Source organism: Actinacidiphila oryziradicis, assembly GCF_005047355.1.
Taxonomy (GTDB): Bacteria; Actinomycetota; Actinomycetes; order Streptomycetales; family Streptomycetaceae; genus Actinacidiphila; species Actinacidiphila oryziradicis.
Map to the genome: position 1 here is coordinate 42,780 of NZ_SUMC01000036.1, position 15,120 is coordinate 57,899.

Sequence of the window (15,120 nt, forward strand, 5' to 3'; positions counted from 1 at the left end):
GCTGACGTACCGTCCTGGCGGCCGCTCATGTTCGGCGGGGACGGCGCCCCCATGCACCAAGGGCGTTCACTCACCTACCGCATGGCCACCACCGCCCCGCTCTGGCTCGGCGCCCTCACCGGCCACACCCCGCTCCCCCCCGGGACCACCCGCCGGCTCGCCGAAGGCGTGCTGCAGGCGTACTCCGGACCGGCCTCCCCCTACTGGGCGAGCAAAGGCTTTCTGGGCCTGCTGCTCCCGGCCGGCCACGGGGTGTGGACCGCGGTCGAGGAGGCCGGGCCGGCCGAGCTCGCGGACGCGGTCACCCCGTTCCGCGGCCCGAACTGGCTGATCCAGTCCACCGCCGCCGACGGCCTCGTACGGCTGCACAACCACGGCAGCCAGGACGCACGCTACGACCCCCACTACAGCCGTCTCGCCTATTCGACGGCCACCGGCCCGGTCCCGCAAGGCCGTCCCCAGGACAACCACTTCGGCCTGCTCGGCGCCGACGGCCTCGCCTCGCCGCGCACCCGTATCGAACCCCTCGGCACCGGCGACGGCTGGGCCGCCTCCCGCTCCCGGGCCGGCGACGCCCGCGTCATCAGCCTTGTCCTCGCACAGGGGCCCACCGAGGTTCGAGTCCACCTCGTCACCGGCGCCCCGGCCGGCACCCCCGTCCGCCAGACCGGCTGGGCCGCCGACGACGCCCTGCGCTCAGAACTCCACCCCGTCCACGGCCTCGCCGCAGCCCCCGGCCTCCCTCCGGCCCCCACCGCCTACGCCGACGCGGTCACCGCCCCGGCCCTCGCCGGCACCAGCGTCAGCGCCGGTGACGGCACCGTCGGCAGCCTCCACGTCTGCCTCGCCCGCCTCACGGCCGGCCCCGACCCGGCACCGCTGCGCACTCTCGTCCAGGTCCAGGTCCGGGTCCAGGCGCAGGGCACCGGTCACCACATCACCGCCCGCTGGCCCGACGGCACCGTCCACCGTGCCCGGCTCACCCCCGACGGCGTAACCGTGGAATCGGCGGCGGCGAACGGTCGTTGAGCAAGCCATGACGGACACCGACGCACTCCAGGACGCCCTGCTCCAACTGCTGGCCGACACCAAGGGCGGCGTACTGGTCACCCTCAAAGGTGACGGCCGGCCCCAGCTGTCGAACGTAACGCACGTGTACTACCCCAAGGAGCGGATCATCCGGGTCTCCATCACGGATTCCCGCGCCAAGACCAGGAACCTCCGCCGCGACCCGCGCGCCACCTACCACGTCACCACCCCGGACCGTTGGTCCTACGCCGTCGCCGAGGGCACCGCCGAACTCACCCCCGTCGCCGCCGACCCGCACGACGCCACTGTCGAGGAACTCATCACCCTCTACCGCGACGTCCAGGGGGAGCACCCCGACTGGGACGACTACCGCCGTGCCATGGTCGAGGACCAGCGGCTCGTCCTGCGACTGCATGTGGACCGCGTCTACGGCCAGGCCCGGACCTGAGCGGAGCCATTCGGGTATTCGGGTATTCGGGTATTCGGGTCCGAACATGTCCGAACGGAACCGAATAGGAGAAGGAGAAGCTGAGCAGATCCGCAAAACCTGGTCGCAGCGCCCGCCGCTGGTTTGCCACCATGGAAGCGCAAGAAAACGGACAACGCCGAACGGGGGCGGTACATGAGTACCTGCCGCGGAATCGACCTCTCCGTCTATCAGGGCGTACAGGACTGGGACGCGCGCAAGGCCGAAGGCGTGGTCTTCGCCTTCGCCAAGGCCAGCGAAGGCGAGCACACGCGCGACACGCACTTCAAGACCCACATCACCGGCATCAAGAACGCCGGACTCATCCCCGGCGCCTACCACTTCGCCTGGCCGAACCAGGATGTCGCCACCGAGGCCGCCAACTACATCGCCGCGGTGAAGGCGTACGCCGGTGACGGCTTCATCCACTGGCTCGACCTGGAACCCAGATCCGACGGCACCAACTACGCGGGCCGCACCAACGCCCAGATCGCCGCCTGGGCCGAACGCTGGATCGCGCTGGTCCAGGAGGCCTACCCAGACCGGCGGGTCGGCATCTACACCTCCGGCGACGACATCGCCAAGGGCCACGCGCCCGCCGACGCGCCCCTGTGGTATCCCGCCTACCCCTGGAGCGGCTCGCCCTCCTACGCCGAGGCCGAGGCTGCCACCCGCCCCAGCCCCTCCGGCCGGACGCCGCTGTTCTGGCAGTTCACCTCGAGCCCCCTCGACCGGTCCATCTGCTACCTGACATCCGACGAGCTGCGTGCCTGGGCGGGCTCCGCCGCCGCCGAGGAGGACGACGTGCCCATATGCACCAGCCTGGGCAAGACGCTGGACCAGGCCCCGGTGCGGGGCGCGGGTACTGCCCGATGGGCGGAATTCAGCACAGCGGTCGGCGGGCGTCGGCCCGTCCGCCAGGACAAGTAGCAGCCAATGGCCTGGAACATCACCGGCGACCTCGACGCCTTTCTCGCGGCAGCGGGCGGCTTCCTCCGTGCGCGGCCGGCGCAGAACACCGTACTTCTCACCCTCACGGACCAGCTCCGTACTCGTGGCCTCACCGCTTATGGGAACGAGCCACCGCTCTTCGGCTGGTGGACCGGGATCGACGGTGCCGTCGGCGGCGCGTTCATGCAGACTCCGCCGTACCACGTCAACCTCGGGACCGTGCCCGAAGCGGCGGCAGTGGCCCTGGCCGGGACCTGGGACGCGGCTCAGCCGCTGCCGGGCATCGCCGCGGAAGACCGCACCGCCGAGGCGTTCACCGCCGCCTGGCAGGCCCGCACCGGCGCCGGGGCCCGGATCGCCCAGCGCCAGCGGCTCTACCGGCTCGGCGAGCTGACGCCGGTACGCCCCGCGCCTCTGGGGCGCGCCAGAGTGGCGGGACCCGCCGACCGAGAACTGCTCGTCCGCTGGTACGACGCCTTCGCCGACGCCCTCCGGTCGCCCAGGGGCAACCACGCGGACTCTGTCGACGACCGCATCACGCACGGCGGCCTCACACTCTGGGAGGCCGGCGGCCAACCCGTGGCCATGGCCGGAGCCAGCCGGCTCATCGCGCGATCGGTACGGGTCGCCCCCGTCTATACTCCACCTGGGTTACGTGGCCACGGCTACGCGGGCGCCGCCACCGCCGCCGTCAGCCAGGCGGCCCTCGACGCCGGTGCCGATGAGGTACTGCTCTTCACCGACCTCGCCAATCCCACCAGCAACGCCCTCTACCAGCGCCTGGGCTACCGCCCGGTGGACGACCGCACCGTTGTGATCTTCACTTAGGTCCTGGGACCCGGAACCGGAATGCCGGTCGTGGGAGTTGTTGCTGTACATACTAAATCTGCATACGTATGCGATCCTTCAGCATCCAGGAGGTGCCGTGACCGGCTCCAGCCCGAAGCGCTCCCGCCTCTTCGCCGCACTGCGCCCCGCCGCCTTCGGCGCGGACCCCTCCGGAGACCGTATGGAGCGGATCCGGCGGTCGCCGAACTTCGCCGACGGCGTGTTCACGAACCCGGTGACCGCGCGGGTGACCCCGTCCTCGGGCGCCCTGATGAAAATGGCCTCCTCCTACCTCAGCAAGGCGGAGCGTGCCCGCCGGGCCCCGTCCGGCCCCGTCCCGCTTTACGCGAAGACCCTCGCCGAGCTCGCCGAGCCTCCCGCCTCCGGGCTGAGGCTGACCTGGATGGGCCATTCCTCCGTGCTCGTCGAGATCGACGGGCGCCGGGTGCTCATCGACCCGGTGTGGGGCGAGCGCTGCTCACCGTTCTCCTTCGCCGGGCCCAAGAGGCTGCACCCCGTGCCGGTTCCGCTGGCGGACCTGGGCCCGGTGGACGCGATCGTCATCTCGCACGACCACTACGACCACCTCGACATGCCGACCATCCGCGCCCTGGCCGGCACCGGTACCCGTTTCGTCGTCCCGCTCGGCGTGGGCGCCCACCTCGACCGCTGGGGCGTGCCCGAGGACCGTACGACCGAGCTCGACTGGAACGAATCCACCGACGTGGCCGGCCTCACCCTCACCGCCACCCCCGCCCGGCACTTCTGCGGCCGAGGGCTGCGCAACACCCAGCACACCCTCTGGGCCTCCTGGGTCGTCGCCGGGCCCGAGCACCGGGTCTTCCACAGCGGCGACACCGGATATTTCCCCGGCTTCGCCGACATCGGCTCCTCCTACGGGCCCTTCGATGCCACGATGATCCAGATCGGCGCTTACGGTGAATTCTGGCCCGACATTCACATGACCCCCGCCGAGGGCATGCGCGCCCACCTCGATCTCCAGGGCGGCGCCCCCGCCGGCATCATGCTCCCCATTCACTGGGGCACCTTCAACCTCGCCCTGCACCCCTGGGAAGAGCCTGCCGAAGGCACCGTCGCCGCCGCCCGCCAAGCCGGCGCCCCGCTCGCCGTCCCCCGCCCGGGCGAGCCCTTCGAGCCCGCCGCCGGACTCCCGCTCGACCCCTGGTGGCGGGGAATCGCCGCCGTCCCCGCCGGCACGGTATGGCCGCCGATCAGCGACGAGCAGCCGGACACGGCCAATGCGTAGCCGCCTGCGGCTGGCATAGCGGGTGGTGTTTCCCGCCCGCCCACCCGTGCGGCTCCGTCGGTAGGTGCGGGTCTCCCACTGGGTGGTTGCGCGCCATCGGTGGCTGCGGGAGTCGATCGCGGTCGACCAGGCCTGCCCTCAGTGGTAATGGCGGGAGTGGCGGGTCCCCACAGGCTGGTAGCTTCCGATGGCGCTCGGCCGCTGGCGGCCGGCCAGGCGCCGCAGGCGTAGCCCGCCGCAGGCGGTCAGGTGTTCGAGGCGGAGCCAGTCCGCTCGGCTGTAGCGGTGTGGGGGCGGCCGGACGGTGCCTCAGCCGGGCGGCCGGGTGGCGGTGCGGGTGAGCCAGAGGGTTGTGGCCAGGCTGGCCGCCGACAGGGCGAGAAGCATGAGCGGAACGGCGGTGACGCTGGTCCACTCGATGCCCTGGCCCAGGGCGGGTGGGGCGGCGACGCCGCCGATCATGGAGGCGGCGATGACCCAGGCGCCGGCGCGGCGGGCGGTGGGCACGGCGCGAGTGAGCCAGGGGAGGCCGGTCGGGAAGATGGGGGCGATGAAGAGCCCGACCCCGGCGTAGGCGTAAGGGGCCAGGGCAGGGACGGTGGCCGGCGCGAGGCAGGCGGTCATGCCGGCGCAGCAGACGGTGATGATCCGCTCCGCCGACCAGCGAAGCGTCAGAGGCACGATGAGGAAGCGCCCGATGGTCATCATCAGCCAGTACACGGATGTGGCGGAGGCGGCGAGGGTCGCCGAGCGCCCCAGCGACTCAAGGTGCGTCGGCTCCCAGCCGCCGACCCCGGCCTCGACGCCCACGTGCAGGACGTAGAGGAGGATGAAGCCGAAGAGGAGGGGCGGCAGCGGAACCCGGCCGGCGGAGGAAGCGGAGGAAGTGGCCGAAGGCGCTGCGACGGGATCGCGATTCGTACGCACACCGCGTGTGCACAGCGCCAGCGACGCGGCGAGCACGGCGAACGCGCCGAAGGCGTACGGGTAGCGGTCGGTGCCCAGTACCGCGAGCAGCGCGGGTCCGGCGACGGCGCCGATGCCGAAGTGGGCGTTCAGGATGTTCAGCATGGCGGGGCTGCGGTCACCGAAGCCGACGGCGAAGAGCTGGTTGAGGCCGTAGTCGATGCCGCCGAAGCCCAGCCCGGTGAGAAGGGCCGCGGCGAGGGCGGAGGGCCAGTTGGGGGCGAGGGCGAAGGCGGCGGATCCGGCCGCCATCAGCCCGTACGAGAGGGTGAGCAGGGCCCGGTTGCCGATGCGGCCGTGGATGGCGTTGAAGGAGAGCACTCCGGCGACGCCGCCGATGAAGTGGGCGCTGAGCCCGAGCCCGGCCAGCGCGGGGGAGAGGCCGTAGTCATGCCGGAGGGCCGGGATGGCGGGGCCGTAGAGGGCTTGCAGGGCGCCGATGAGTATGAAGCCGACGCAGGACGCGGCCACGGCCGGCCGCGAGAAGAGGCGGCCGGTCGTGGGGGCTTCGGCGAGGGTCGTCACTGACCGTTGTCCGGGACGGAGAAGGTGAAGGAGAAGGAGGCCGGGGCGGCGTCCAGCCGGTACCGGGGCAGGATGCCGGGCCCGCAGGACGCGCTGCCGATGCCCTGCTGGCCGTGGTCGAGGTTGAGCCAGATCCGCTCGCCGGGCACCAGGCCTGGGGTGTGGCCGGCGGCGTCGAGCTGTTCGGTGGTCCAGCGCCGGGCGGTGAACCAGAAGGCGGGCTCGCCGTCGATCCGGATGCCGGCGCCGTCCTCGCCACGCAGGTGTGCCCACCGCACATCGGCGCGGGCGCCGTTCTCCTGCGGGCGGACGTACGGGGTCTGCAGCGCGTCGACCGTAGCGGTGTAGCGGCCGATGCGGGAGGCGGCCCGGGTGTCGGGGTATGCCTCACCGGGGCCGCCGCCGTACCACGCGGCGTCGCCGAGGCTGCCGGGCAGCCCGAGTCGGACGCCGAGCCGGGGGAGCGGGACCTTCCAGTCGCCCTCGGGGGTGACGTCGACGGTCAGTCGCAGCCGGTCGTCGGTCGCGGTCCAGCGGTACACGGTGCGCAGTGCGAGGTCGCTGGCGGCGGGCGCGACGCGGGTGGTGACGGTCAGCGCGTCGCCGGACATCTCGACCCCGGCGATCCGGTGCCGCATCCGGTGCAGGCCCAGCTTGCGCCAGAGCAGCGCGGGCTGTCTCCCGGCCGGTGAGAGGGCTGCGACGTCATTGTCGGTCGGGGCCCGCCAGACGTCCAGCCGGGGGCCGGTGACCTGGAAACCGCGCAGGTGACGCAGCTCGCCCGTCGCCGCGTCGAAGGTTCCGGGCCCGAGGACCAGCACCCCGCCCTCGCCCCGGCGCGGGGCGGCGGGCGGCTGCGGGGCGGGCGGTTCCGGGCGGACGGCGGCCAGCTGTGCCCAGGCCACCTCGTGCCCGGCCGCCGCCCAGGCCGTGTCGGCGGCCAGCACGGCCCGTACGGTCCACCATGCCTCGCCGCCGTGCGTGTGCGCCGGTGAGGGCAGCTTCAGCTCGGTGGACTCGCCGGGGGCGAGCGGCGGCACAGCCAGGGCGCCCTCGGCGACGGTGCCGTCCTCCGCCTCGTAGGCCCAGCCGAAGGCCAGATGTGACAGGTCCGCGAAGTCATGGCCGTTGGTGATCCGGACGGTGCCGGATCCCGGGTCGCCCTCGATGCGGACCGGCTCGATCACCTTCTTGTACTCGATGAGGCCGGGGGACGGCGTGCGGTCGGGGAAGAGCAGCCCGTCGCAGACGAAATTGCCGTCGTGCAACTCCTCGCCGAAGTCGCCGCCGTATGCGAAGTACGGCGTGCCGTCGGCGATGCGTTGCGCGATGCCGTGGTCGATCCACTCCCAGACGAAGCCGCCCTGGAGGCGCTCATGGGTCTCGAACAGCCGCTGGTACTCGCTGAGTCCGCCGGGCCCGTTGCCCATGGCATGGGCGTACTCGCACAGGATGAAGGGCATCGCGCGCCGTTTGGCGTCCAGCGCGGGGTCCTCCAACGGGGTCTCCTCGCGGCGGCCGATGAGTTCGACCTCGGCGTGGTCGGCGTACATGCGGGAGTAGATGTCGGTGTCGGCGCAGGTCCTGTCGCCCTCGTAATGGATGGGGCGGTGCGGGTCGCGGGCCCGGATCCACTGGGCCATGGCGGTCAGGCCGCGACCGGTGCCGCACTCGTTGCCGAGCGACCAGATCACGATGGCGGGGTGGTTCTTGTCGCGCTCGACCATCCGCGCGGCACGGTCGAGCAGCGCGGGGGTCCAGCGGTCGTCGTCGGCGGGGTTACCGCGCCAGTCCTCCAGCTTGACGAAGCCATGGGTCTCCAGGTCGCACTCGTCGATGACCCACAGGCCCAGCTCGTCGCAGAGGCCGAGGAAGGCGGGGTGCGGCGGGTAGTGGCTGGTGCGCACCGCGTTGATGTTGTGCTGCTTCATCAGCAGCAGATCGGCGCGCATGGTCGCCAGGTCCACCGCCCGGCCGTGTTCGGGGTGGAACTCATGGCGGTTGACGCCGCGGAAGAGGATCCGTCTGCCGTTGACCTTGAGGACGCCGTCCTCGATCACGATCGTACGGAAGCCGATCCGCAACGGGACGCGCTCGCCCGCGGTGGCCAGCTCGGCCTCGTACAGGCGCGGCGTCTCCGCCGTCCACGGCTCCACGGCGATGCTCGCCGCCTCGCCCGCGGCGATGTCCAGGCCCAGCTCCGGGACGGTGATCCGGCTACCGTGGTTCGAATCCACCAGCAGGGTGCCCTCGCCGGTGCGGTGGTCGTAGTCCGCGTGCACGAAGAAGTCCCCGGCCGCCTCCTCCGGCCGGTGCAGCAGGGTGACATCGCGGAAGATGCCCGGCAGCCACCACTGGTCCTGGTCCTCCAGATAGCTGGCGGCCGACCACTGGTGCACCCGGACGGCCAGCACATTGCCCTCCGGCCGCAGCAGATGCCCGACGGAGTACTCGGCGGGCAGCCGGCTGCCCTTGAAGACGCCCAGTTCCTCGCCGTTGAGCCAGATCTTGGCGGCGGATTCGATGCCGTCGAAGCGCAGTGCCGCGTCGCCGCCGCCCGGCCAGTCCCCGGGGAGGTCGAAGGTGAACCGGTGGTCGCCGGTCGGGTTCTCGGTGGGGACGTACGGGGGCTCCACCGGGAAGGGGTAGAGGGTGTTGGTGTACGCGGGCGCGCCATGGCCGTGCAGCACCCAGTGCGCTGGCACCGGCAGGGTCTCCCAGTGCGCGGCGTCGAAGTCCGGCCGGGCGAAGGACTCGTCCTCGGCCTGCGCGGCCGGCGCCAGGCGGAATCCCCACCGGCCGTTCAGACTCAGCCGTGCCGCGTCGGAAGCCGGGTACCAGGCGCGCGGTGGCAGGGCTCCGGTGCCGGGGGCGGGGTCTTCGTAGTAGGGCAGGGCGAGGGGTTGTTCGCGGGTCATGGATCTCCTGGAATACGGGACGGTCAGCCTTTGATGCCAGTCTGTGCCACACCCTGCACCAGCCACCGCTGGAGGAAGGCGAAGACGAACACGAGCGGAAGGATCGATACGGCGGAGGCGGTGAACAGTTCGTGGAGCGTAGACGAAGCCAGAGGGGAGGGACTTTGACGGCCTCTCGGGAGCGGGCCCGGTCGTTCGGCGGCTCGAACGACCGGGCTGCGAACGGCGGTTGTCCCGCGGACTGCCGACGCCAGGACTGGTTGCCGCCCCCGCCGCAGGTCCAGAGGATCACCGGGGTGCCGTCAGCGGTGCCTCAGTCGCTGGCGTCGAGGCATTTGCCGGTCTTCTCGTTGACGTCTGGCCGCTGGCACTGGTCTGCCATCGCATCAAGGCGGTGCCGGCGCAGACGGCCGGCGGCCGCGCCGTTCGCCGTGCCGGCGGCTGCCAGGCAGCCGCCGTCGCCGTCGGTGAGGCGGCCCCGGGCGTCGTACGACCAGGCCTGGCCGCCTGCCGCCGGGCAGGAGGCGGTCTGCGCGGCCGAGGAGTCGCGTCCTAAGGTGTGCTGCGGGTCCTTGCCGTCGTGGTGGTGCGGCGTGCTGTCTTCTGGGTGATCTGGGATTTCTGTCCCACCGACGCGAGCGACCCTTCGAGAGCCAAGGTCGCCGCGCCGAGGCTCACGGGGTTGGACGAGATCGGGCACAGCACGATCTCCGTGCTCGCCAGCGGGCGGCGCAGTGCGTGCCGGGCGACCGCCTCGCGGACCTCGGCGAGCAGCGGCGGCCCGAGATTGCTCGCCACCCAGCTGCTGAGCACGATCATCTCCGGATTGAGGAGGTTGACGAGATCGGCGACGGCGGCACCCAGATAGCGGGCGGTGTCGCGGACCACCTTCACCGCCACCGGGTCGCCCGTCCGCACCCCGTCGGCCAGCGCGGCGATGGTCGCGGTCTGGTCGCCGGGGTGGAGCAGCGGGCTCTCGGGAGCCAGTTCCCGGAGGTTCTGCATAATGCCGGGGGCGCCGACATACGTCTCCACGCAGCCGTGGTTCCCGCAGTGGCAGAGCCGCCCGTCCAGGACGAGGGTGGTGTGGCCCCACTCGCCCGCGCTGTTGGTCACCCCCCGGTGCAGGGCGCCGCCGAGCGCGATCCCGGCGCCCACTCCGGTACCGAGGTTGACGACCACGACGTCGTCATGGCCGCGTGCGGCGCCGAACCACAGCTCGGCTATGGTGCAGGCACGCAGCGGGTTGTCCAGGTACAGGCGGTACGGGATGTGCTCGGCCAGCAGGCTCAGCAACGGCACGTCGTGCCAGTCCCAGTTGGGCGCGAAGACCGACACCCCGCCCTCGGGGTCCACCATCCCGGGCATGCTGATCCCGACCCCGAGCACCCGCGTCGTGGGGATTGCGGCCTGCGCGACAACGCTCGCCACGGCCGAGGCGATATGGGCCACGGCCTGCGCCGGTTCGTTCTCGCCCGGACGGAGTTCCTCCTCGGCGCGGGCGACCACCGTGAGCGTGAGGTCGAAAAGCTCGACGTGGATGTATGTCTCGGCGACGTCCACCCCGATCAGCGCCCCGCCATCGGCGTTCACCGCGACCAGGCCGCGCGGCCGGCCGCCGTCGGAGTCCTCGTAGCCGACCTCGAGCAGCAGCCCCAGCTCCAGCAGCTCGCCGACGAGATTGGCGACGGTCGCCAGGCTCAGCCCGGTCGCGGCGGCGAGTTCCTGCCGGCTGACGGGGGACTCGGCGACGATGTGCCGCAGTACTCCGTAGCGATTGGCCGTACGTATGTCCCGGGACGTCCGCTTCATGGCGCAGCCCCCTCCGTCCCACGTCGTGCCACCCCTGATGACCGGCAAGGCTATTGCTTTGCCCAGACGTTGGACAACCCCTTAGGAAAAGCACTATTGAAAGTCCCCGGGAGTCAGGAGGCGTCGGCGATCCGGGCTGCCAGCGCCGCCACGTCCACCGGCCGGGTGGTGTCCACCCGGTGCACGGCCCCCAGCCCGAGCGGCTCGGCCACCCCTGCCCAGAACCGCCATTCCTCCTCGAAGAAGAGCGTGCCTTCGGCGTGCACGCTGTGCCTGCCGGGCGCCCGTTCCTGGAAGCGGCGGCGGGCGGTCTCCAGCGGCACCTCGCACCACACCTCGTGCACCCCGCAGGCGCCGGCGCGCCGCAGGCCCGCGGCGGCGACGGGCCGTAGATGCGCCAGCCACGGGCTCTCCAGCACCGCGCCGACGGGGGCGTCGGCCAGCAGGGTCCACAGCGTCTCGGCGGCGGCGATACCGAGGACGCGGCTCCACTCGCGGGCGGTGCTGCCCGCGGGCCGGAGGGCGGCCATGGTGTCCGCCAGGGTCTCCTTCACCGCGTCCTTGCTGAACAGTGGCAGTTCCAACTCGTTGGCCAGAGCCCTCGCCAAGGTTGTCTTGCCGGCCCCGGGGAGCCCGTTGACCAGAACGGCTAGCATGCGGCGACCATAACGCCCGGATGCCCGGAAGTTCATGACGAACTACCGCCGGGGAAGCCCTCGCCTCAGGACACGATGTCCTTCTTCCGGAAGCCGCGGAACGCCAGGGCGAAGAAGACAATGGCGAACGACACGGCCACGGAAGTGCCCTGGAGCATCCCGGCCCACTCCAGGTGCGGCTGAAGCGCGTCCGCCCAGGCGTACTGGAAGTGCGTCGGGAGCACGTCCTGCAAGGACCCCAGCGCGGTGATGGCGTCCAGGATGTTGGACAGGATGGCGACGCCGACCGCACCGCCGACGGCGCCGAGTGGGGCGTCGGTGGCCGTCGAGAGCCAGAAGGCGAAGCCGGCGACGGCGAGCTGGCTGACGAAGACATAGACGGCGATGATGGCCAGCCGTTGCACCGCCGTACCCGCCGGAAGGCTGCCGGCCGTGGTCAGTTGCAGGTCGTGCCAGCCGTAGGCGATCGTGCCCACGCCCAGGGCGACGGTCGGCAGCGCCAGTACGGCGGCGGCGCTGAAGCCGAGCGAGACCAGGAGTTTGCTGGCCAGCAGCCTGTCCCGGGGTACCGGAGCCGCCAGCAGATACCGCAGGGACGACCAGCTGGCCTCGGAGGCGATCGTGTCGCCGAAGAAGAGGGCGACGGGGATGGTCAGCAGGAACCCGGAGGCGACGAAGAGGACGGCGAGGGAGAAGTTCAGCCCCGATCCGGTCGCGACGTCGATGAGGGTCGGCCCGGTATCGCGGCTGCTCGGGGTGCCGCCGATGGCGAAGGCGGCCCAGACGACCACCGGCAGCAGCAGCATCACGGCGAAGGCGATCAGGGTGCGGCGGCGCAGCAGCTGCCGCACCGCCTCCACCCGCAGCGGAAGCGTGCGGCGGGGCCGGTAGCCGGGCGCGGCAGCGGTGCCGGAGTCCGGCGCGGTACCGGGGTCCGGTGCGGTGCCGGGGTCCGCCGGGGCGGTACCGGTGGTGGTGGCGGTCATGCCGGGCCTCCGATCAGGGTGAGGAAAGCGTCCTCGAGGCGGCGGTGCGGGCCGATCCGCTCCACGGGTACGTCGAGCCGGAGCAGCTCCGCGAGCAGTTCGGGCACCGGCATGCCCTCAAGGCGGAGGAGCAGCCCGCCTTCCGCGGGTACGGCCGAGCCGACGCCGGGCAGTGCCGCGACCTTGGCGGCGGTGGCCTCCAGGTCGGCGACGGCCGCGGTGGGCGCACCGACGAAGAGCGCGTCGCCACCGCCGGAGATCTCAGCGACCGGCCCGGCGGCGATGAGCCGGCCCTTGTCCATCACCACGAGATGCGTGCAGCTCTGCTCGACCTCCGACAGCAGGTGACTGGAGACGATGACGGTGCGGCCGGTCGCCGCGTACCGGGTCACGACGGCGCGCATCTCGCGGATCTGCGGCGGGTCGAGGCCGTTGGTCGGCTCGTCGAGGATGAGCAGGTCGGGCATGCCGAGCATGGCCTGGGCGATGGCGAGCCGCTGCCGCATGCCCTGGGAGTAGGTACGGACCGCGCGGTCCAGGGCCTCGCCGAGGCCGGCGATCGTCAGCGCCTCCTCGACGTGGGAGTCCTCGGCCGGACGGCCGGTGGCGCGCCAGTAGAGGTCCAGGTTCGCCCGCCCGGTGAGGTGCGGCAAAGAGCCCGCGCCCTCCACGAACGCCCCGACTCGGGACAGGACGGGCGCGCCGGGCCGGATCGCGTGGCCGAAGATCCGGATCGTCCCGGCGTCGGGCCGGATCAGGCCCATGAGCATGCGCATGGTGGTGGTCTTGCCGGCGCCGTTGGGGCCGAGCAGGCCGAGCACCTGGCCGCGTTCGACGCGGAACGAAAGATCCCGCACCGCGTAGCGGTCGGCGGCCCCGTGGTAGCGCTTGGAGAGCCCGGAGATCTCCAGCGGGACGGCCGCGAGCTCCGCGTCGTAGGAGCCGGAGCCGGACCGGCCCGTGCGGCGGCGGCCGGTGAGCAGCAGGGCGGCGGCGAGTGCCAGGGCACCCAGCGGCAGTCCCCAGGCCCAGGCCGGCAGGCCCGCCTGTGCGGTGCTGAGCGCAGTGTCCGTGGGCACGGTGAGCGCGGTACCGGCCGGGAGGGAGATTTTGTACGTGGCCGGGGCGGCGGGGGAGGAGTAGGCGAGATCGGTGGTGGCAAGGACGAGCCTCAGCCGGTGCCCGGCGGCGAATTCGTGATCCAGGGCGGGGAGTGTGATGGTGCCGGTGCCGCTGATCCGCAGTGGGGCGACCAGCTGGTGGGGGAGTGTCTCGCTGCCGCCGGGTGCGACGTCGTACACCTTGGCGAAGAGCACCGCGCCCCCGGGCGTGTCTGTCTGGACGGTGATGCGGGTCCGGGGTGCGCCGGTGAGCTGCAGTGAGGTCTTCAGCGGCGCGGAGTCGAAGACGGCGTGCTGGCCGGGGAAGTCCACGGAGAAGCTTTGGCCGAGGCTGCTGAGCTGGGAAAGCGCACTGACGCCGGGGACGGTGGAAATCGCCGGCGGTGAACCGCCGGCCGGGTTGGACACGGTCTGCGCGCGACCGCTCAGCGGGATGTCCCGCTCCTTGGTGCCGTCCAGACCGGGGTACCGGGCGGCGCTCGCGCCGCGCTGGACCGCGATGCCCTTGGTGGTGTCGACGCCGCCGGTGCGGGTGACCCGGAAGGCCGGGCCGGTGTCGGCGGATTTGTCGCCCTTGAGGTAGCGGTCGAACCACGCGACCGTACGGGAGTCCAGCCGCGTTGTCTCCTGGTCGCCGCCGTCGTGGCCGCCGGAGGACCAGTCGACGGAGACGGGCGCTCCGTTGGCGGCGACGGCGCGGGCGATGGCGTCGCCCTGGCCGAGCGGGAAGAGCGAGTCGTTCTGGCCCTGGACGACCAGGGTCGGCACCTTGATCCGGCTCGCGACCGAGGACGGGCTGGACTTCTCCAGCAGCTTCACGGTCGCGGCGTCCGCCTTCCCGGAGACGGCGGCCCGCTGGTACACCCCGCACAGCTCGGCGGTGAACCGGCCGCAGGCGGAACCGTTCTTCGAGGTCGTACTGGTGGTGAAGAAGATCGCGGCCCACAGCTTCTTGAAGACGCCGGAGTCGGCCGGCTGCCCCTGCGCGCTCTGCGGGAAGAGTGAGTCGGCCAGATTCCACCAGGTGATCTGCGGGGCTATCGCGTCGACCCGCTTGTCGTACCCGGCGGTGAGCAGCGAGATCGCGCCGCCGTACGAGCCGCCCGCGATGCCGACCCGGGGGTCGTCCGGCCCGTCCTGCGTGACGTCACTGCGCCTGCCGAGCCAGTCGATCAGCCGCCGGACGTCCGCGACCTCGCGGTCCGGCGCGTTCAGTGAGGTCTCCCCGCCGGAGCGGCCGAAACCGCGCGCCGACCAGGTCATCACCGCGTAGCCGTCACGTGCCAGCTGCTCGGCCTCGCCCTTCATGTCGTCCTTGCTGCCGCCGAAGCCGTGTGCGAGCAGCACAGCCGGGCGCCTGCCGGAGCCTCCGGAGGTGAAGTACGAGGTGTCGATCCGCACCTGTTCCTTGCTGCCCGGTGACTGGGGCATGGAGAACATCTGGTCCGATTGGTGGACGGGAGCCGGGCTGTCGGCGGCGGCGACCGACACGACGCCGATACCGGCCAGCGCGACGATCGCGGCTGCCCCGGCGGCGAGCCGGGGCCTGCGCAGGGCCAGTCGCATGCGGTAGATCCTCAAATCGCGGAGAGAAG

The 15,120-nt window shown here is 72.0% G+C and carries 10 protein-coding genes and 2 pseudogenes; 5 read left to right on the forward strand and 7 right to left on the reverse strand.

The genetic code is table 11. The annotated features are described in order from the left end of the window. Positions 1-27: 27 nt before the first annotated feature. From FCI23_RS30760 to FCI23_RS30780, 5 genes and pseudogenes are all read left to right on the forward strand, one after another. Positions 28-1,029: pseudogene (locus FCI23_RS30760) on the forward strand (DUF2264 domain-containing protein); the annotation flags it as partial. A gap of 7 nt (positions 1,030-1,036) precedes the next feature. Continuing rightward, on the forward strand, positions 1,037-1,477 hold the full coding sequence (locus tag FCI23_RS30765; protein ID WP_136727226.1) for a PPOX class F420-dependent oxidoreductase: 441 nt from the start codon (positions 1,037-1,039) through the stop codon (positions 1,475-1,477). Positions 1,478-1,651: 174 nt separating this feature from the next. Then, entirely contained in the window at positions 1,652-2,425 is a 774-nt protein-coding gene (locus FCI23_RS30770) for a glycoside hydrolase family 25 protein (RefSeq protein ID WP_136727227.1), read from the forward strand. A gap of 6 nt (positions 2,426-2,431) precedes the next feature. Continuing rightward, positions 2,432-3,274 (forward strand): GNAT family N-acetyltransferase, encoded by an 843-nt coding sequence (locus tag FCI23_RS30775; RefSeq protein WP_136727228.1) that lies wholly within the window; start codon positions 2,432-2,434, stop codon positions 3,272-3,274. Positions 3,275-3,371: 97 nt separating this feature from the next. After that, on the forward strand, positions 3,372-4,541 hold the full coding sequence (locus tag FCI23_RS30780; protein ID WP_136727229.1) for an MBL fold metallo-hydrolase: 1,170 nt from the start codon (positions 3,372-3,374) through the stop codon (positions 4,539-4,541). A 309-nt stretch (positions 4,542-4,850) separates the two neighbouring features. Here the strand turns inward: FCI23_RS30780 and FCI23_RS30785 are convergent, their stop codons facing one another. The 7 genes and pseudogenes from FCI23_RS30785 to FCI23_RS30815 all read right to left on the reverse strand — a co-directional run bounded on the left by FCI23_RS30785 (position 4,851) and on the right by FCI23_RS30815 (position 15,091). Continuing rightward, positions 4,851-6,032 (reverse strand): MFS transporter, encoded by a 1,182-nt coding sequence (locus FCI23_RS30785; protein ID WP_246144213.1) that lies wholly within the window; start codon positions 6,030-6,032, stop codon positions 4,851-4,853. Then, a complete protein-coding gene (locus FCI23_RS30790; protein WP_136727230.1) occupies positions 6,029-8,950 on the reverse strand; it encodes a glycoside hydrolase family 2 TIM barrel-domain containing protein in 2,922 nt (973 codons plus the stop codon). The genes FCI23_RS30785 and FCI23_RS30790 overlap by 4 nt, the downstream gene beginning before the upstream one ends. A 23-nt stretch (positions 8,951-8,973) precedes the next feature. Beyond that, a pseudogene (locus tag FCI23_RS63955) lies at positions 8,974-9,084 on the reverse strand (carbohydrate ABC transporter permease); the annotation flags it as partial. A gap of 418 nt (positions 9,085-9,502) precedes the next feature. Further along, positions 9,503-10,762 carry an ROK family protein gene (locus FCI23_RS30800; RefSeq protein WP_136727231.1) on the reverse strand — a complete coding sequence of 420 codons (1,260 nt, stop codon included), beginning with the start codon at positions 10,760-10,762 and terminating at the stop codon, positions 9,503-9,505. Between the two features lie 113 nt (positions 10,763-10,875). Then, the gene (locus FCI23_RS30805) at positions 10,876-11,418 is read right to left on the reverse strand and encodes an AAA family ATPase (protein ID WP_136727232.1); all 543 of its coding nucleotides are present in this window, start codon (positions 11,416-11,418) and stop codon (positions 10,876-10,878) included. A gap of 65 nt (positions 11,419-11,483) precedes the next feature. Beyond that, positions 11,484-12,404, reverse strand: a complete 921-nt coding sequence (locus FCI23_RS30810) for an ABC transporter permease (protein WP_136727233.1) — start codon at positions 12,402-12,404, stop codon at positions 11,484-11,486. Further along, positions 12,401-15,091, reverse strand: a complete 2,691-nt coding sequence (locus FCI23_RS30815; RefSeq protein WP_136727234.1) for an alpha/beta fold hydrolase — start codon at positions 15,089-15,091, stop codon at positions 12,401-12,403. Before FCI23_RS30815 ends, FCI23_RS30810 begins: the two co-directional genes overlap by 4 nt. Positions 15,092-15,120: the final 29 nt, after the last annotated feature.